The organism is Nitratireductor thuwali (genome assembly GCF_036621415.1).
Taxonomy (GTDB): Bacteria; Pseudomonadota; Alphaproteobacteria; order Rhizobiales; family Rhizobiaceae; genus Chelativorans; species Chelativorans thuwali.
The window spans coordinates 1,629,298-1,645,981 of record NZ_CP030941.1 but is presented as its reverse complement, the minus strand read 5'-3'; the positions used below and the strand labels follow the sequence as shown (position 1 = coordinate 1,645,981).

The following is a 16,684-nucleotide window of genomic DNA, read 5'->3' as shown; positions in this document are numbered from 1 at the left end:
AGTGTCAAGGGCACTGAACGTTCCTTGACTTGAACCAGCCGGCACGGGGCAACCGCATGCTGATGAAGCTCGATTCCACCTGGCTCCTGTTTGCCGTCGTCGCAGTCGCCATGCTGTCCTTCATCTTCTCAATGGCGCTGGATGCGGTCATGAAGGAAGCCGGTTTTGGCGCGGCGGGCAGTGCCGTCATCATCACGGCCGCCTTTTTCGGCACGATCTATGCGGCCAACTGGTATGGCCTTCGCTTCAGTAGCCTGCTCGACGCCGTGCTGGCTGGGATGGGCGGCGCGTTTGTCGTGCTGCTCGTCCTGGTGCTGGTCAAATCGGCACTGCTCAGGCTCTTGTAGCGGTCAAAGCGGGTTGTCCAGCCCAACCATTCTTGCAATGTCCGCCGGCGTCGCGCCAGCCTTACGCAGGGCCGCGATGCCCGTATCGCCCTCAGACTTCGACAGCTTCCGGCCATCCGCGCCCAGCATCAGCGCATGATGATAATAGCGGGGCACGGGCAGGCCCATCAGTTCCTGCAGAAGGCGGTGGACGGCGGTTGCGAAGAAAAGATCGCGGCCTCGCACGACATGGGTAATGCCCTGCAGCGCATCGTCCACGGTGACGGCCAGATGGTAGCTGGTGGGCGTTTCCTTGCGGGCGAGGACCACGTCGCCCCATGCGCGGGGGTCGGCGCGGACGCGTCCGGTCTCGCCGCACGGTCCCGCGCCTTCCTCGTCCCAGTCGACGCCGTGGCCGAGAGCTGTGCAGGCGCTTTCCATGTCCAATCGCCAAGCGAAGGGCAGGCCCTCGGCGGCGAGCCGCTTTCGCTCGGACGGTGCCCGCTCGCGGTCTATGGAAGGGAAGAGCGGCGCCCCGTCGGGATCGCGCGGCCACGGCTTGCCCTCCGCCGCCGCCTCGGCGATGAACGCACGCACTTCGCCGCGTGTCATGAAGGAGGGGTAGACAAGGCCGGCGTCTTCCAGCCGGTCGAGCGCTGCCCGGTAGTCCTCGAAATGATCCGACTGGCGGCGCACCGGCAGTTCCCATTCGATGCCCAGCCATTCGAGATCGCGGTAGATCGCCTGTTCCAGCTCCGGCGAGCACCGGCTCGTGTCGATGTCCTCGATGCGCAGGAGAAAACGCCCGCCCGCCTCGCGCGCCAGCCGGTGGTTGAGCATGGCCGAATAGGCATGGCCGAGATGAAGCGCACCGTTCGAGCTTGGCGCGAAGCGGAAGACAGGAACTGTCATCAAAGCCGCCGGAAACGGGTTGTGGACCTCATGAGGCGATTGCTACGATCGTTGGTCTCCGGACGCAAGGATCGCCATGCAGCGCATCGAAACCCTCGACGATATGGCCCTCGGGCTTGAAGCCCTGGTGGCGCTGGACGGGCGCCTTGCCGCCGTGCGCCGCGCCGCCGGCGACATTCCGCTCAGGCGAACGGCGCCGGGCTTTGCCAGCCTTGCGTCCATCATCGTGTCGCAGCAGGTATCGCGGGCGAGCGCCGACGCCATCTTCGGCAGGCTGTGCCGGCTGATCGATCCGCTGACGGCGCAAAATCTTATCGCCGCCGGTGAGGAGCCGCTTGTCGAGGCCGGCCTTTCGCGGGGCAAACAGCGGGCGATAACGGGCTTGGCCGAGCAGGTCGCCGGCGAGGCGATCGACCTGGAAGGGCTTTGCGCGCTGCAAGCCGAGGAGGCGATCGCGCTGATGACGGCGCTGCCCGGCGTCGGGCCGTGGACGGCTCAGGTCTATCTGCTCATCTCGGCAGGCCATGCCGATGTCTTTCCGGCTGGCGATGTGGCGCTCCAGGCAGCAGTGGCGCAAGCGCTTGGTTGGGAGGTACGGCCCGACGCGAGCCGGCTCGCGCTGGAGGCCGAATCATGGCGCCCCTGGCGCTCTGTGGCGGCGCGTCTTTTTTGGGCTTATTACCGGGAAATGAGGGGTCGCGAGGCGCTGACGGTGGGCTGAATGAGCTGAAAGGGCCCAAAAACGAGCTGAGAATCGGCAAAAGCCAGCCCAAATGACCCCTTTTGCCGGGTCATTATTCTTAATAACCGCTTCACATTCCTGTCATCACCTGCTTACAGTATCCGCATCGATCGATCTGCGTAGCGAAGGAGCTTCAAGAACGTGACGATCGCTGTTTCGCCGGACGGGATGCCCGCTCTGGTGTTGAATGCGGACTATCGTCCGCTCAGCTATTATCCCCTGTCGCTGTGGTCGTGGCAGGATGCGATCAAAGCCGTGTTCCTCGACCGGGTGAACATCGTTGCCGAGTATGAGCATGCAGTCTCCTCGCCGTCCTTTTCGATGCGGGTTCCCAGCGTCGTCAGCCTGAAATCCTATGTGAAGCCTTCGCGTTATCCTGCGTTCACGCGGTTCAACGTCTTCCTGCGCGACCGCTTCGAGTGCCAGTACTGCGGAACCCGGGAGGATCTGACCTTCGATCACGTGGTGCCGCGGCGCCTGGGCGGGATCACGTCGTGGGAGAACGTGGTGGCAGCCTGCTCGCCCTGCAACCTCAAGAAGGGGGGCGCCATGCCAGCCAAGGCGAGGATGTGGCCGCAGCAGAAGCCGTTCCGGCCGACGGTCCACGACCTGCATAACAATGGCCGCCTTTTCCCGCCGAACTATCTGCACGAAAGCTGGATGGACTATCTCTACTGGGATGTCGAACTGGAGCCGTGACGGCTGCGTTGTCAGCGCTTGAACGCACCGCGCAATGCGATCGTGGCCAGTATGGCGCTTGCGACCACATTCCAGCCGGCGAAGGAAAGGCCGAGGAAGCGACCAGCGGCCTCGTCGCATGAAGGCGGAACGAAGGCATTGAGCTGGTCCAGCAGGCTGCCGCTAGTGGAAGGGCCGGCGACCGCTCCGCAATCGGTGGGTCCCGGCCAGAAGCCCCATTCGGCGCCGGAATGATAGACGCCGAGATAAAGCCCCCAGATCATCAGCAGCGCGCCGGCGAGCAGCAGGCCCCGGGTGAGCACGCCGGGCAGTTTGAGAACCGACGAGCCCAGCGCCAGCAGCATGAGGGGGATGCCGATATAGTAGGGAATGCGCTGTTCCAGGCACAGCTTGCACGGAATGAACCCGCCGATGTGCTCGAAAGCGAGAGCGGTGCCCACGGTGGCGGCCATGCCGGCGGCGAGAAGCGCGGCGATGTACTTGTGGAACTTGCCGGTGGGCGCGGTAATCGACATCAAAGCCTCAGAATGCGTAGCGTACTGCAACGAACCCGCCGATGAGCAAAACCATGAAGGCGGTGAAAAGAAGGCCGAGATTTCTTTCGATGAAGCCGCGGATCGGCGGGCCGAAATGGAAAAGCAGCCAGGCAACGAAATAGAAGCGCAGGCCGCGGCCAATGATCGACACGATGATGAACACAGGCAGGCTGAGGCCCGTCGCGCCTGAAAATATCGTCAGCACCTTGTAGGGAAAAGGCGTCACGGCGGCAAACAGCACGCCCCAGCCGCCCCAGCGGTTATACCATTCGGCGACCCGCTCAAACGCATCCTCCTTGCCGTAGAATGCCAGGATCGGCTGGCCCACGGCCTCGTAGAGAAATGCGCCGATGACATAGCCGAGCAGGGCGCCGGCAACCGAGGCAAGCGTGCAGACGAAGGCGTAGCGCAGCCATTTGGCCCGCTCGGCAAGCACCATCGGAATGAGCAGAACGTCGGGCGGAATGGGAAAGAACGAACTTTCAATGAAGGAGACGCCCGCCAGGCCCTTTTCCGCATGCCGCGTGGAGGCGAGCGACATGGTGTAGTCATAAAGCTTGCGAAGCATTGGCAGCCCTCGGTGAGGCTGCATGTCTAGCCGGCCCGCGAGCCGGGCGCAACGGCCTCGAGCGCGGCATTTTTCACATCCGCGCGGGATTTCCGGAGGGGCCGATGTCGGACCGGACGCCATGCAAGGCCGCTGATCCGGACATCCGGCTTTCCACAAAACCGGAAACCGATTTTAGGGCCGATGGGCCAGCGACACAGGTTGACGCCGATAGGGTTCGCCGTATAGTCCGCAGCCTGTCCGGCCCCATCGGGGCCCCGGGCCCCTGTGGCGGAATTGGTAGACGCGACCGACTCAAAATCGGTTTCCGCAAGGAGTGCTGGTTCGAGTCCGGCCAGGGGCACCATATATCGGGTCGGGAGAGCCCTTCGCCATCGATGCTTGAGCGGCGTGATAGCTATGATGCGCTGTACAGGGACTTCCGGTGGAAGCTGCCCCCATCCTTCAATATAGGCACGGCGATCAGCGATCGTTGGGCGCGCATAGCGCCCGACAGGATCGCGCTCTACGAGTACAGGCCCGACGGCGGGGCCGGCAGCATGACCTTTGCGGCGCTGGCGCGGCAGTCGAACGGATTTGCAGCCGCGCTGCGGGGCCTGGGCGTGGCGCGGGGAGATCGGGTGGCGCTGCTCCTGCCGCAATCCTTCGAGACGGTAGTCGCGCATGCCGCCATCTACAAGCTGGGCGCGGTCGCCGTGCCATTGGCGCTGCTCTTCGGCACCGAGGCGCTCGAATACCGCCTGCAGACGGCCGGGGTGAGGGCGGTCGTCACAAACGAGGCGGGGCTCGCGAAGGTGCGCGCCGTCGCCGGCCGCATCAGCGGGCTCGAGGCGATTATCTCGGTCGACGGCGCGGACCGGGAGGCACGGGATTTCCACCGGCTGATCGCCGACGCCGATGCGGATTTCGAGGCGGTCGAGACCGGGCCCGACGATCCGGCGATGATGATCTTCACCTCGGGCACGACCGGCCCGCCGAAGGGTGCACTGCACGGGCATCGCGTGCTGCTGGGGCATCTGCCGGGCGTACAGTTCCACCACGAATTCCTGCCGCAGCCGGGCGATCTCCTATGGACGCCGGCGGATTGGGCCTGGGCGGGGGGATTGCTCAACATTCTGCTGCCCGGCCTTTATTTCGGCCTGCCGGTCGTCGCGGGCCGGTTCGAAAAATTCGAGCCGGAGGCGGCGCTCGGCCTGATGGAGCGCATGAGGGTGCGCAACGCCTTCATCCCGCCGACCGCGCTCAGGATCCTGAAATCGGTGCCGGATATCGGCAAGCGCTTCGACCTGAACCTGCGGTCGGTGGCTTCCGGTGGCGAATCGCTCGGGCGCGAGACCTATGACTGGGCGCGCGGGGCTCTCGGTGTCACCATCAACGAGTTCTACGGCCAGACCGAGTGCAACATCGTCCTGTCTTCCTGCGCCGCGCTGGGCGTCAGCCGGGGCGGGGCCATCGGCAAGCCGGTGCCGGGCCACCAGGTAGCCGTCATTGATGCGGAGGGGCGCACGCTGCCTGCGGGCGAGACGGGGCAGATCGCCGTCCGGCGGCCCGATCCGGTGATGTTCCTGGAATATTGGCAGAACCGCGAGGCGACCGAGAAGAAGTTCATCGGCGACTGGATGACCACGGGCGACCAGGGGGCAATCGACCCCGACGGCTACGTTCATTTCGTCGGCCGCGACGACGACGTCATCACTTCGTCGGGCTATCGCATCGGGCCGTCCGAGATCGAGGACTGCCTGACCGGCCATCCTGCAATCCAGCTTGCCGCCGCAGTGGGCAAGCCCGACCCCGTGCGCACCGAGATCGTCAAGGCCTATGTGGTGCTGAAGCCCGGCTTTTCCGGCAATGAAGCGCTGGCCAGCGAGATCCGATCCTTTGTGCGGGAGCGGCTTTCGGCGCATGAATATCCGAGGGAGGTGGAGTTCGTGGATTCCATGCCCCTGACAACGACCGGGAAGGTGATCCGCCGCATTTTCCGCGACAGGGCCCGCCGCGAGGCCGGGCTCGCGGAATAGGGTTCGCTACAGCATCGGCCCGAAAATCGGAATCGATCTTCGGAAAGCACGATGCGTAGATTCAAGCTGTTAGAGCGTCCTTTGTGCGTCCGAAGGGACGCACGGCGCTCTAGCGCCAGACGAGGCGGCGAACGCGATTGCGGATGAGCCGCAGCACGTTGCGGGCCTCGCGGTGAAAGTGGATCTGCCCCGCAGCCTGGTGCGCGAGCTTTTCCGTGCCGGGGGTGAGGCCGACCACGAAGCTGCCGACCGTGCGCCGCTCGGACCACAGACGGCTCATCACCGGATGGTCCGGTACGGCGCAGGAATCGGTGGCGATGATGTTGGGATCGTCGAGATGGTTGCCGGTCAGCTCAATGACCAGCAATGCGCCGGGCGAGTAGGCGGCATAGGCTTCATCATAGGCGGTCTTCCAGGTATAGGCCATGCCCGCCTCGACGAAGACGACCAGGCAGGCGATGGGTTTTCCGTCCAGTGTAAGCGTATGGATTCGGCAGAGATCGCGCTCGGCCAGCCGGTCGACGGCCTCGCGGGCGAAGGCCGCGCGATACCGGTCGGTGGCCATGGCGGTGCGCTCGCGTCCCTTCCAACCGGAGGCTTCCAGCGTGAGGAAGGTTTCTATGCCGTGGCGGATCTCGCCAGGCTGGCGCGCGATCTCGTATTCGAGCCGGCCATGCTCGGCCAGCCGCTTTTTGAGGCGGCGGAACTCGCGGAAGTGATGCGACCGCAGGCTGTTGCGCAGGTAGTCGTCGCCTTCAAGGTCCGATTCGAGAAACGGCCTTTCGACCTCGTTCGCGGTTATCAGCGGCAGGTTCCTTGTCTCGGCGACGGAGCGCAGCGCGGCGGCGAAGGGGCCGTCCAGCCGCGTTTCGGGCAGCACCAGAACCTTTGGCAGGCGCAGATGCGGGCGCGCAAGCATGGCGAAGAAATCCTCCAGCACGCCTACCGGGTCGTCGCAATCGACCAGAGGCGTACCCAGCGGGCCGAAAGGATTCGACCAGGTCCGCATGACGGTCACGCCCAGCGGAATGGCCGGCTTCTCGATCGAAAAGGGCACGAGCAGGCGCAGGCGGCTTCTGTCTTCGGTGCCATCGCGTATGACGGCCAGGCGCACCTCGCGGTCCTCCAGCCTGGGCATCGCCGGAGCCAGGAAGCGGGGATTGAAGAAGATGTTGGGCTCGATGGCGCGGGCGCACAGATGGTCCAGTTCCTCGACCAGCTCGAAGCCGGCGGTGGCGGCGTAGACGGCGAGCTTGCGCTGGGGACGGCCATGGGCAAACAGCTCCATCTCCGCGCCCTCGGCGATGTCCGTGAGGCCGGCGAGCTTTCCAATCATGGCCCCCGAAGCGGTGCCGCCGACTTCCTCGATCAAGGGGGTTGCAGCCATCAGCCTTTCTCCGTTTGCGTGCGAACCGGCAGGAAAACCGCCATCACGATGCCGAGCTTGCGCCAGACGGTGAAGGCAAGCACCGTGGCCTCGAATATGATGGCTATGGCCGTGGCCAGCGCCGCGCCCCACAGGCCCAGGACCGGGATCAGCAGGATATTGAGGCCGATATTGATCGCCAGGATGACGGCGTAGATGCCGGCGCAGACATTCTGGTGGCCGCTCATGGTCAGCATGCTTTCGGCTGGCCCCACGGACGAACGGGCCACCACCGCGGAAACCAGCAGGAACAGCAAGGGGTAGCCGGCATCGAATCCGGGTCCGAACAGGGTGAGAATCGGCTTGCCGACCAAGAGCACGATCATGCCCATGAAAAGCGAAGGCCAGAAGGTCCAGTTGACGGTCTCGCGGGCGAAGTTCTCAAGCGCCTGGCGCTCGCCGTCGTGAATGAAGGCCGCATAGCGCGAGGCAACGCCGGCCTTGACGGCGAAATAGACGAAGTGGACGAGGGCCAGCGTCTTGACCGTGGCGTAGTAGATGGCAACGTCCGTCGGCTGCATGAACCTGCCGACCATCAGAACATCGGCATTGGTGAGCAGGAAATAGAAGCTTTCCACCAGGAAGATCGGCAGGGAAACCTGCACCCACAGGCGCACGAGAAAGCGCGGCTGGACAGGCGGCAGGCGGTGCTCTTGCCGCCTTCCCATGGTGAGAAGCTGCGAGATCGTGGTGAGATAAGTGGCGAGGATGGCGGCGATGACGGCGCCCCTGGCATCGGGATCATAGCCGGCCATGTGCATGGCCCAAAGGAAGAACAGGATGAGCACCGGCCGCATCAGATAGGTAGGGGCCATCGCCCAAAGCGCCCAGGCGTTGGCCCGCGCGACGCCCTGAAGCTGGTCGCTGAGCGCGATCATCGGCAGGCAGATGAGGCCGAGATAGAAGGGGACGACGTAGTACTGCTCGATGGCCGGCTCGAGCAGCCAGATGCCGGCCGCGCCTGCCATCGCGAACACCGTCGACGAGATCAGCACGAATACCCGGCTCATCAGCAGGATGCCGCGCAGTTCCGGTATCATTCCCGAGCCTCGATACTCGGGCACGAACCGGAGGATGGAGGTGTGGAACCCCAGGCACGAGATGTTGCCGAGGATGATCATCGTCACCCAGACCAGTACGAAGATGCCGTATTCGAAGCCGCCCATGTAGCGGGCAAGCAGCACCTGGCTGACGAAGGCGATGACGGCGTTGACGATGCGCAGGCTGAAAGCGATCAGCGACATGCGGCCGGCCTGGCTTCGCGCGTCCTCGGTGAAGACGAGCCGGTCGATCCGCGCTGCCCATGGATGCGCGCGCCGCGCCAGACTCGCCGGCAGGAGGCGTTCAGCAGTCGTTGCTGCAGAAAAGCGCACGCAGTACACTCCGCTTCGTCGGTCCTTACGGGCGCGAGGTCTAGTGGAAAGTCTTTAAGAAACGGTTCGGCGGGAGGATCGGCTGATCAGCGAGGAGGAGAGGCGCAAGATGCTCAGGGCCCATTCGATCGGGCCGAAAACGGTGAGCTATCTGGAGGAAATCGGCATCGAAAGGCTGAGCGACCTGTGCGGGCAGGACGCCGCATCCCTCGCCATGCGCATCGACATCGCCCTCGGCCGCAAGCACATGAACCGCATGGGCGTGGCCGCGATTGCCAACCTCATCGCACTGGCGGAAAAGGAGGAGGGCGCGCGCGGCCGGCTCCCGTAGCAGGGGCTGCCGGTGCCAAGCGCGCTCGGACAGATCGGGCCGTGCCCTACGACATTCGTCCAGTCGTTCCCCGATCAGCCCTTTGGCCTTCCGGATGACGAACCGGCGCTTTTACGCGAACGCGCCGTGGCAGTGCTTGTACTTCTTGCCCGAGCCGCAGGGGCAGGGTTCGTTGCGGCCGACTTTGCCCCATGTCGCAGGATCTGCGGGATCGCGCTCCTCGGCCGGCACGACGCCCGTTTCGGCTCGCGACAGGGTCATCGTCTCGCCGCCGAACTCGTCCTCGCCGGTGGTGCGGTCCACATGGTGGGGTTGCATCGCCGGCGTCTGGGGGGGCGGTGCCTCTGCGGCCTCGCGCACCAGCTCCACGCGCATGAGCTGCGCGGTGACCGCCTGCCGCAGATTACCGAGCATCGCCTGGAACAGCTCGAAGGCCTCCGTCTTGTACTCGTTGAGCGGGTCGCGCTGGGCATAGCCGCGGAAACCGACGACCGAGCGCAGATGGTCGAGATTGACCAGGTGCTCGCGCCACAGATGGTCGAGCGTCTGCAGGAGCACGGATTTCTCGACATAGGTCATGATGTCGGGGCCGAACCGCTCGGCGCGCTCGGCGGCGGCTTTGTCGGCCGCCGCGGTGATGCGCTCGCGGATATCATCTTCGGCGATGCCCTCTTCCCGCGCCCACTCGTCCACCGGCAGGTCCAGGTTGAGGTCGCGAAGGACGCTTTCCTTCAGCCCTGCGATATCCCACTGTTCAGCATAGGCTTTTTCCGGCATATGGCGCGCGACCAGGTCGTCGATGACGTCCTGCCGCATCTCGGCCACGGTTTCCGAAAGGTTCTCGCCGTCCATCAGCTCGAGGCGCTGCTCGAAGACGACCTTGCGCTGGTCGTTCATCACGTCGTCATATTTGAGCAGGTTCTTGCGGATGTCGAAATTGCGCGCCTCGACCTTCTTCTGCGCCTTCTCCAGCGCCTTGTTGATCCAGGGATGGACGATGGCCTCGTCCTCCTTGAGGCCCAGCTTCTGCAGCATTCCGTCCATGCGGTCGGAGCCGAAGATGCGCATCAGATCGTCCTGCAGCGACAGGTAGAATTTCGAGCGGCCGGGGTCGCCCTGGCGGCCGGAGCGGCCTCTGAGCTGGTTGTCGATGCGCCGGCTTTCGTGACGCTCGGTGGCCAGCACATAGAGCCCGCCGGCGGCGATCGCCTTTTCCTTGAGCCTTTGCACGTCCTCGCGGATGGCCTTTTCCTTGGCCTGGCGCTCCGGGCCTTCGGGCATGTCGCCCAGCTCCTCAGCGATGCGCATGTCCGGATTGCCGCCGAGCTGGATGTCGGTGCCGCGGCCGGCCATGTTGGTGGCGATGGTGATCGCGCCCGGCTTGCCGGCCTGGGCGACGATCATCGCCTCGCGCTCGTGGTGGCGGGCGTTCAGGACCTCGAAGTCCTTGACGCCTTCCTTGCGCAGGCGCTCGGCCAGGTACTCGGACTTCTCGATGGAGGTGGTGCCGACCAGGATCGGCTGGCCCTTCTCGCGCGCGTCCTTGATCTCCCCGACGATGGCGCGGAACTTCTCCTCGACCGTGCGGTAGACCTCGTCGTCCTCGTCCAGGCGCTGGATCGGCAGGTTGGTCGGGATCTCGACCACGTCGAGGCCGTAGATGTTGCCGAACTCCTCGGCCTCCGTCGATGCCGTGCCGGTCATGCCGGCCAGCTTGTCGTACATGCGGAAGTAGTTCTGGAAGGTGATGGAGGCGAGCGTCTGGTTCTCGGGCTGGATCTTGACGTGCTCCTTGGCCTCGAGCGCCTGGTGCAGGCCTTCGGAGTAGCGGCGCCCCGGCATCATGCGGCCGGTGAACTCGTCGATGATGACCAATTCATCGTTGCGGACGATGTAATCCTTGTCGCGCTGGAAGAGCTTGTGCGCCTTCAAGGCGTTGTTCAGGTGGTGGACGATCGCGACATTCTCGATGTCGTAAAGCGATTCGCCCTTGAAAAGGTCCTCGGCCCGCAGCAGTCGCTCGACCTTGTCGGTGCCTTCCTCGGTGAAGGTCGCCGTACGCTGCTTTTCGTCGATCTCGTAATCGCCTTCCTCCAACTGGGGGATAAGGGAATCGATCTTGGTGTAGAGATCCGAGCGGTCGTCGAGCGGGCCGGAAATGATCAGCGGCGTGCGCGCCTCGTCGATCAGGATGGAGTCCACCTCGTCGACGATCGCGAAATTGTGGCCGCGCTGGACCATCTGGCCGCGCTCATATTTCATGTTGTCGCGCAGATAGTCGAAGCCGAGCTCGTTGTTGGTGGCGTAGGTGACGTCGCAGCCATAGGCCGCGCGGCGCTCGTCGTCGGACATGCCGTGGACGATGACGCCCGTGGTCAGCCCCAGGAAACCGTAGAGGCGGCCCATCCATTCGGAATCGCGGCGGGCCAGGTAGTCGTTGACGGTGACGACATGGACGCCATTGCCGGCAAGCGCGTTGAGATAGACGGGCAGGGTGGCGACGAGCGTCTTGCCTTCGCCGGTTTTCATCTCCGCGATCGACCCTTCATGGAGGACCATGCCGCCGATGAGCTGTACGTCGAAAGGCCGCATGCCGAGCACGCGCCTCGACGCCTCGCGGACCACGGCGAAGGCGGGCACAAGAAGGTCGTCGATGGTCTTGCCGTCGGCCAATTGCTGGCGGAACTCATCGGTCTTGGCGCGCAGGGCTTCGTCCGACAGCGCCTGCATTTCCGGCTCCAGGGCGCCGACGGCCTCGGCGCGCGGGCGCAGGCCGCTCACACGGCGGTCGTTCGAGGAGCCGAAAATCTTGCGGGCTATGCCGCCGAAGCTGACCATCTTATGGTCCTTTCAGTTCGCGGTACGCCGACGGTTTCCGCCGGTCGGATAAGGTTTGATCGGCCAGTTCCGGTCATTGCAGGCGGTTGGCCAAAAAGGGCGGCCGGAAATGGATTCTGGACGCGAAGTCGAAGGAGAGATAAGAGGGGCCACCTGCGATGTCAACTTTGCGCCAACGCGCTTCGAAGGCGCAAAATTCCGCCATATTTATGGATGGTTTGGATCGCTGCCCTATCGTATGGGGCCACGCCTTATACGCATGAACGGAGAATTTTCTCATGAAACGACCCTTCCGCCAGTCTCTGCGCGCCCATGCCGGTGTTGCAGCCATGATCGCTGCCCTTCTTTCCGCGCCGGCTTTCGCGCAGGAGGAGGAGGAGGTTGTCGCCACGCTGAACGGCGAGCCCATCACCGCGGCCGACATCGCCTTGGCCGAACAGGAGCTCGACCCCCAGTTCGAGCAATTGCCCGAGGAGCAGCGCCGGGCCGCCGCGCTTTCGGCCGTCATCGACGTTCGCCTTTTCGCCAATGAAGCCGACGAGCAGGGCCTTGACGACAGCGAGGATTTCCAGCGCCGCATGGACTTCCTGCGCCAGCGCGCGCTGCACAGCGCCTATATCGACCAGAACGTCGTCCAGGAGATTTCCGACGAGGCCGTACGCGCGCGCTACGATGAGGAAGTCGCCAAGATGAATCCTCCCGAGGAGGTGCAGGCCCGCCACATCCTGGTGGCGACGGAAGAAGAAGCCCAGGCCATTATCACGCAGCTCGAGGGAGGCGGCGATTTCGCCGAAATCGCCAAGGAGAAGTCGAGCGACGGGTCGGCCAGCCAAGGCGGCGATCTCGGCTACTTCACCAAGGGGCGGATGGTTCCGGAGTTCGAGGAAGCCGCGTTCGCGCTCGAGCCGGGCGAATTCACCAAGGAGCCGGTCAAGTCGCAGTTCGGCTACCACGTGATCAAGGTCGAGGACCGCCGCCAGCAGCAGCCGCCGGCATTCGAGCAGGTGCAGAACCAGATCAAGTCGATGCTCCTGCGTGAGAAGTACATCGAGAAGCTGGGCGCCATGCGCGAAGACGCCGAGGTTGACATTCCGAATGAGGAATTGAAGGCATCGGTCGACGCCCTGCTCCAGCAGCAGCTCGGCAATGCCGCCCCGGCTGGCGCGGCGCAGGGCCAGCAGTAAGGCCCGCCCGCCTGGCTGCATCCATATAAAGCCGCGTTTGTCCGCGTATGGCGGGCGGCGCGGCTTTTTTGTGCCCGCCGCTCGGCTTGCGTCCGCCAAATTTATCGGGCAGACGAAGCGGGCGAGCCAGTATGTGAACCGGAAGTTCGGATGTCTGCATCTATCTCCCCACTTGCGCCCAAGTCCTATCCCGAGATGCCGGAGATCGCCGGGGCGCGGATCGGCGTCGCCGAAGCCGGCATCAAGTACAAGGGCCGCAAGGACCTTTTGGTCATGGTGTTTGACGAAGGCACGGCGGTGGCCGGCGTCTTCACGCGGTCCAGATGTCCGTCGGCCCCGGTCGAATTTTGCCGGCGTAACCTTTCGGGCGGCAAGGCGCGGATACTTGTCGTGAACTCCGGCAACGCCAATGCCTTTACCGGCAGGAAAGGCCGCGAGGCGACGTCGCTGACGGCGGAAGCGGCAGCGCGAGCCGCCGGCGCGGAACCTGATACGGTGTTCCTGGCATCCACCGGTGTGATCGGCGAGCCGCTGGAGGCCGGCCGGTTCACCCATCTTCTCGGCGAGCTGGCCGCGGGAGCCGAAGCCGGGCGGTGGGAAGAGGCCGCGCGCGCCATCATGACCACCGATACCTATCCCAAGTTCGTCACCGCTTCGGCCAGGCTGGGCGATTGCACGGTGACCATAAACGGCATTGCCAAGGGCGCCGGCATGATCGCGCCGGATATGGCGACGATGCTCTCCTTCGTGGCGACAGATGCGCCGATCGCCGCTCCTGTGCTGCAGGACATCCTGGCGAAGGCCACAGCCAAGACCTTCAACGCCGTTACCGTGGACAGCGATACCTCGACCAGCGATACGCTGATGCTTTTCGCCACTGGCAAGGCGGCCGAACGCGGCGCGCCCTGGATCACGGACGCCAAGGACAGCCGGCTTTCGCCGTTCAAGCGCGCGCTTGGCAAACTGCTGAAGACACTGGCGCTGCAGGTTGTGCGCGACGGCGAGGGGGCGCGCAAGCAGGTGGAAATCACCGTGACCGGCGCGAAATCCGCGCGTTCGGCCAAGCGGGTTGCGCTTTCCATCGCCAATTCGCCGCTGGTCAAGACGGCGGTTGCCGGCGAGGATGCCAATTGGGGGCGCATCGTGATGGCGGTGGGCAAAGCCGGAGAGCCGGCCGACCGCGATCTCCTGAGCATCTGGTTCGGCGATATCCGCGTCGCCTTCGAAGGCGAGCGCGACCCTGGCTACTCCGAAGAGCAAGCCTCCGATTATATGCGGCGGGATGAGATTTCGATCCGCGTCGACCTCGGCCTCGGCCGGGGCAGCGCGACGGTGTGGACCTGCGATCTCACCAAGGAGTATGTCGCCATCAATGGCGATTATCGGAGCTGAGAGCGTGCTGTGAAAGTCGTGACGACGGTCTGCAGATGGCGATTTCCCGCGTTCCGGTGCTCACGTACCTCAAGTATGCTGCGCTTCGGTTCTCGAAAATCACCCTTTTCGGCTCGCCTTGACCACTTTCAAAGCAGGCGCTGAGGACGGCGGGATTGGGCGTGCAGCACGAGGCGCAGGTGAACCTGCCGACGATCAGGCGTTTCGAAGGGGCCGGCTTCAGGGCCTGGCCGGCGGCCAATGTCCATTATGACGGCACCTGGGCGGTGCGGCTGACGGCCGGCTATCCGGCCAAGCGCCTCAATTCCATCAACCCGCTCGATCCCGGCGACGCGCGGAACATCGATTTGCGCATTGACCGGGCGCGGCCGCATTTCGAGGCGATCGGGCGGACGGTGACCTTTCGCCTCTCGCCGCTTGCCGCGCCATCCATCGGCCTTTTCCTCGACAAGGAAGGCTGGGCCCATCTTTCCGAATCGATCGTGATGCGTCTGCCCTTGAGCGACAGCGTGGTCGACGATGCGATGCACCAGATCCCGCTGAAGGATCTGGGACGCTTCGTCTCCGCTGCCTTCAGCGTGCATGGCTATGACGAGGCATTGAGGTCGGGCTTCAAGGACCTCGTGGGTTCGATCAAGCCGGAAGCGGGGCACTTCATCCTTGAGCAGGACGGGCAGCCGGTGGCGACCGCCATCTGCGTGCATGACGGCGCCATTGCCGGGCTGTTCGAAGTGGCGACGGCCAAGGGCATGCGGGGCAAGGGCTTCGGGCGCCGGGCACTGCTTTCGGCGTTGAAATGGGCGCGGCTGCGAGGGGCGACCGTGGCATGGCTGCAGGTGGAAGCGGACAATGCCGCCGCGCTCGGCCTTTACCGTTCGGTCGGTTTTCGTGAAATCTACCGCTATCACTACCGCCAGCCGGGGGAAAGCCGATGAAGACCGACGTGAAGCCGGTGCTGCTGGTGGCGGCCTGCGCGCTTGTCGATCCCGACGGGCGCGTGCTCATCGCGCAGCGCCCCGAAGGAAAGCCGCTGGCCGGCTTGTGGGAGTTTCCCGGCGGTAAGGTCGAGCCCGGAGAAACGCCCGAACAGACAGTGGTGCGCGAGATCGAGGAAGAGCTTGGCCTTGAAACGAAGACGGCATGTCTGGCACCCCTCACATTTGCCAGCCATGCCTATGAGAGCTTCCATCTCCTGATGCCGCTCTATGTCTGCCGCCGCTTCTGGGGGATTGCGCAGCCGCGTGAGGGCCAGGCCATCAAATGGGTCCGGCCGAACCGCCTGCGCGATTATCCGATGCCGCCGGCGGACGACCCGCTTATCCCGTTCCTGATCGACCTGCTTTAGGGTCAGGACCTATTGATGTTACTTGATTGGCGGACGATGGACACGGAAATGCAAGGAGAGATGCGCCGGGCGGGCTCAGGCCCGTCCAATCGGCTCGACGCGGCAGTTCAAAGTCCATCGTCCGTCCCTTCGGGATATGGCCAATTTGCCTGGAGAGAGCGTTGCAAGCCTTTGAAAACCCGATGGTTTCCTGCAGGCTTGCGCCTCCTCTCCAGGCAAATTGACTCATACCAATCAAGCAACACTAATAGGTCCTGACCCTAAGCCTCGCGGCCAATTCCGAGACGGCTTCCGTTCGTCACCGTTAACAATTCCTTTAGCCAATCATGAGAATTTTCAGCATCGGCGCGTCGGGCGCCTCGGGGGCGGCTGAACCAGCCAGGGGAGGGGCGCGTGAACTTGCAGCATCAAGATCATTCCACGGGTTTCGGCCCGATCTCGCGAATGGCGAGTGCGGGTGTCGGCGCGCTTCGGCTGGCGCTTCTGTTCGGGTCGGCGGGCATTGCGCTGGCGCTCATCCTGACGCCTATCGCGGACAGGCAGTCGCGCGGCGTTGTCGTGCAAGGCATCGGCATCGACCGCACGACCACTGGATCGCTGCCGCAGCGGCGCGGCGAGACGATCACCCTGCGCCGCAGCGTCCTGCAGCCGACGGCCTCGGCGGTGTGCGTCATCCGCGCCAACGGCGTGCGAACGGGCGCTTGCTAGATCAATTCACCGTTTCACAGAAACGCCGAACCGCCTTTCGTAAATCACCGGCCGGCGCCGTTAAGGTTTCTTAACGGAATGACCGTAAACTCCCTGCTGCCCGCAAGGAGAGCCGCGATGTTGAAGAAATTTCTGTCTGACGAGAATGGCGCGACGGCGATCGAGTATGCTTTGATCGCCCTTCTTCTGTCGGCCGGCATCATCAGCGGTGCCACCGCCCTAGGCAGCGCCGTCTCCGACAGCTACACCTCCACGGCGCAGGAACTGGAGCAGGCCGGCGGCTGAC

The 16,684-nt window shown here is 64.3% G+C and carries 17 protein-coding genes and 1 tRNA gene; 12 read left to right on the top strand and 6 right to left on the bottom strand.

Features of this window, described 5'->3' with window-relative positions:
* Positions 1-56 precede the first annotated feature (56 nt).
* Positions 57-347: a hypothetical protein gene (locus NTH_RS07845; protein WP_338529495.1), complete on the top strand. Its 291-nt coding sequence runs from the start codon at positions 57-59 to the stop codon at positions 345-347.
* Positions 348-350: 3 nt separating this feature from the next.
* On the opposite strand, the gene gluQRS is transcribed toward NTH_RS07845, so the two are convergent.
* Positions 351-1,238 carry a tRNA glutamyl-Q(34) synthetase GluQRS gene (gene gluQRS / locus NTH_RS07840; RefSeq protein ID WP_338529494.1) on the bottom strand — a complete coding sequence of 296 codons (888 nt, stop codon included), beginning with the start codon at positions 1,236-1,238 and terminating at the stop codon, positions 351-353.
* 76 nt (positions 1,239-1,314) lie between these two features.
* On the opposite strand from gluQRS, the gene NTH_RS07835 reads away from it, so the two are divergent.
* Positions 1,315-1,959 (top strand): DNA-3-methyladenine glycosylase family protein, encoded by a 645-nt coding sequence (locus tag NTH_RS07835; RefSeq protein ID WP_338529493.1) that lies wholly within the window; start codon positions 1,315-1,317, stop codon positions 1,957-1,959.
* Between the two features lie 162 nt (positions 1,960-2,121).
* Positions 2,122-2,679, top strand: coding sequence for an HNH endonuclease (locus NTH_RS07830; protein ID WP_338529492.1), 558 nt, complete (start codon positions 2,122-2,124; stop codon positions 2,677-2,679).
* An 11-nt stretch (positions 2,680-2,690) separates the two neighbouring features.
* Here NTH_RS07830 and NTH_RS07825 read toward each other — a convergent pair whose 3' ends face one another.
* Both NTH_RS07825 and NTH_RS07820 read right to left on the bottom strand, forming a co-directional pair.
* Entirely contained in the window at positions 2,691-3,194 is a 504-nt protein-coding gene (locus NTH_RS07825) for a disulfide bond formation protein B (RefSeq protein WP_338529491.1), read from the bottom strand.
* A gap of 7 nt (positions 3,195-3,201) precedes the next feature.
* Entirely contained in the window at positions 3,202-3,783 is a 582-nt protein-coding gene (locus NTH_RS07820) for a YqaA family protein (RefSeq protein WP_338529490.1), read from the bottom strand.
* A gap of 261 nt (positions 3,784-4,044) precedes the next feature.
* Here NTH_RS07820 and NTH_RS07815 point away from each other — a divergent pair.
* Both NTH_RS07815 and NTH_RS07810 read left to right on the top strand, forming a co-directional pair.
* A tRNA-Leu gene (locus NTH_RS07815) sits at positions 4,045-4,129 on the top strand.
* Positions 4,130-4,160: 31 nt separating this feature from the next.
* Positions 4,161-5,801, top strand: a complete 1,641-nt coding sequence (locus NTH_RS07810) for an AMP-binding protein (RefSeq protein ID WP_338529489.1) — start codon at positions 4,161-4,163, stop codon at positions 5,799-5,801.
* A 109-nt stretch (positions 5,802-5,910) separates the two neighbouring features.
* On the opposite strand, the gene NTH_RS07805 is transcribed toward NTH_RS07810, so the two are convergent.
* Together NTH_RS07805 and NTH_RS07800 are read right to left on the bottom strand one after the other, a co-directional pair.
* Positions 5,911-7,188: a GNAT family N-acetyltransferase gene (locus tag NTH_RS07805; protein ID WP_338529488.1), complete on the bottom strand. Its 1,278-nt coding sequence runs from the start codon at positions 7,186-7,188 to the stop codon at positions 5,911-5,913.
* Positions 7,188-8,600 carry a lipopolysaccharide biosynthesis protein gene (locus tag NTH_RS07800; RefSeq protein ID WP_338529487.1) on the bottom strand — a complete coding sequence of 471 codons (1,413 nt, stop codon included), beginning with the start codon at positions 8,598-8,600 and terminating at the stop codon, positions 7,188-7,190. Before NTH_RS07800 ends, NTH_RS07805 begins: the two co-directional genes overlap by 1 nt.
* 109 nt (positions 8,601-8,709) lie before the next feature.
* On the opposite strand from NTH_RS07800, the gene NTH_RS07795 reads away from it, so the two are divergent.
* A complete protein-coding gene (locus NTH_RS07795) occupies positions 8,710-8,931 on the top strand; it encodes a hypothetical protein (RefSeq protein WP_338529486.1) in 222 nt (73 codons plus the stop codon).
* 111 nt (positions 8,932-9,042) lie between these two features.
* Here NTH_RS07795 and secA read toward each other — a convergent pair whose 3' ends face one another.
* Positions 9,043-11,769 (bottom strand): preprotein translocase subunit SecA, encoded by a 2,727-nt coding sequence (gene secA, locus NTH_RS07790; RefSeq protein ID WP_338529485.1) that lies wholly within the window; start codon positions 11,767-11,769, stop codon positions 9,043-9,045.
* Between the two features lie 278 nt (positions 11,770-12,047).
* On the opposite strand from secA, the gene NTH_RS07785 reads away from it, so the two are divergent.
* The 6 genes from NTH_RS07785 (at position 12,048) to NTH_RS07760 (ending at position 16,683) form a co-directional block, all read left to right on the top strand.
* On the top strand, positions 12,048-12,953 hold the full coding sequence (locus NTH_RS07785) for a peptidylprolyl isomerase (protein ID WP_338529484.1): 906 nt from the start codon (positions 12,048-12,050) through the stop codon (positions 12,951-12,953).
* Between the two features lie 150 nt (positions 12,954-13,103).
* Positions 13,104-14,345 (top strand): bifunctional glutamate N-acetyltransferase/amino-acid acetyltransferase ArgJ, encoded by a 1,242-nt coding sequence (gene argJ, locus NTH_RS07780; protein WP_338529483.1) that lies wholly within the window; start codon positions 13,104-13,106, stop codon positions 14,343-14,345.
* Positions 14,346-14,506: 161 nt separating this feature from the next.
* Positions 14,507-15,280: a GNAT family N-acetyltransferase gene (locus NTH_RS07775; protein WP_422392429.1), complete on the top strand. Its 774-nt coding sequence runs from the start codon at positions 14,507-14,509 to the stop codon at positions 15,278-15,280.
* On the top strand, positions 15,277-15,690 hold the full coding sequence (locus NTH_RS07770) for a (deoxy)nucleoside triphosphate pyrophosphohydrolase (RefSeq protein WP_338529481.1): 414 nt from the start codon (positions 15,277-15,279) through the stop codon (positions 15,688-15,690). Before NTH_RS07775 ends, NTH_RS07770 begins: the two co-directional genes overlap by 4 nt.
* Before the next feature lie 393 nt (positions 15,691-16,083).
* Positions 16,084-16,398, top strand: coding sequence for a hypothetical protein (locus tag NTH_RS07765; RefSeq protein ID WP_338529480.1), 315 nt, complete (start codon positions 16,084-16,086; stop codon positions 16,396-16,398).
* 117 nt (positions 16,399-16,515) lie between these two features.
* On the top strand, positions 16,516-16,683 hold the full coding sequence (locus tag NTH_RS07760) for a Flp family type IVb pilin (RefSeq protein ID WP_338529479.1): 168 nt from the start codon (positions 16,516-16,518) through the stop codon (positions 16,681-16,683).
* Position 16,684 lies beyond the last annotated feature (1 nt).

Coding starts and splice junctions, on each gene's coding strand:
- NTH_RS07845 (WP_338529495.1), top strand. CDS start 57: ATGCTGATGAAGCTCGATTCCACCTGGCTCCTGTTTGCCGTCGTCGCA.
- gluQRS (WP_338529494.1), bottom strand. CDS start 1,238: ATGACAGTTCCTGTCTTCCGCTTCGCGCCAAGCTCGAACGGTGCGCTT.
- NTH_RS07835 (WP_338529493.1), top strand. CDS start 1,315: ATGCAGCGCATCGAAACCCTCGACGATATGGCCCTCGGGCTTGAAGCC.
- NTH_RS07825 (WP_338529491.1), bottom strand. CDS start 3,194: ATGTCGATTACCGCGCCCACCGGCAAGTTCCACAAGTACATCGCCGCG.
- NTH_RS07820 (WP_338529490.1), bottom strand. CDS start 3,783: ATGCTTCGCAAGCTTTATGACTACACCATGTCGCTCGCCTCCACGCGG.
- NTH_RS07810 (WP_338529489.1), top strand. CDS start 4,161: ATGCTTGAGCGGCGTGATAGCTATGATGCGCTGTACAGGGACTTCCGG.
- NTH_RS07805 (WP_338529488.1), bottom strand. CDS start 7,188: ATGGCTGCAACCCCCTTGATCGAGGAAGTCGGCGGCACCGCTTCGGGG.
- NTH_RS07795 (WP_338529486.1), top strand. CDS start 8,710: ATGCTCAGGGCCCATTCGATCGGGCCGAAAACGGTGAGCTATCTGGAG.
- secA (WP_338529485.1), bottom strand. CDS start 11,769: ATGGTCAGCTTCGGCGGCATAGCCCGCAAGATTTTCGGCTCCTCGAAC.
- NTH_RS07785 (WP_338529484.1), top strand. CDS start 12,048: ATGAAACGACCCTTCCGCCAGTCTCTGCGCGCCCATGCCGGTGTTGCA.
- argJ (WP_338529483.1), top strand. CDS start 13,104: ATGTCTGCATCTATCTCCCCACTTGCGCCCAAGTCCTATCCCGAGATG.
- NTH_RS07770 (WP_338529481.1), top strand. CDS start 15,277: ATGAAGACCGACGTGAAGCCGGTGCTGCTGGTGGCGGCCTGCGCGCTT.
- NTH_RS07760 (WP_338529479.1), top strand. CDS start 16,516: ATGTTGAAGAAATTTCTGTCTGACGAGAATGGCGCGACGGCGATCGAG.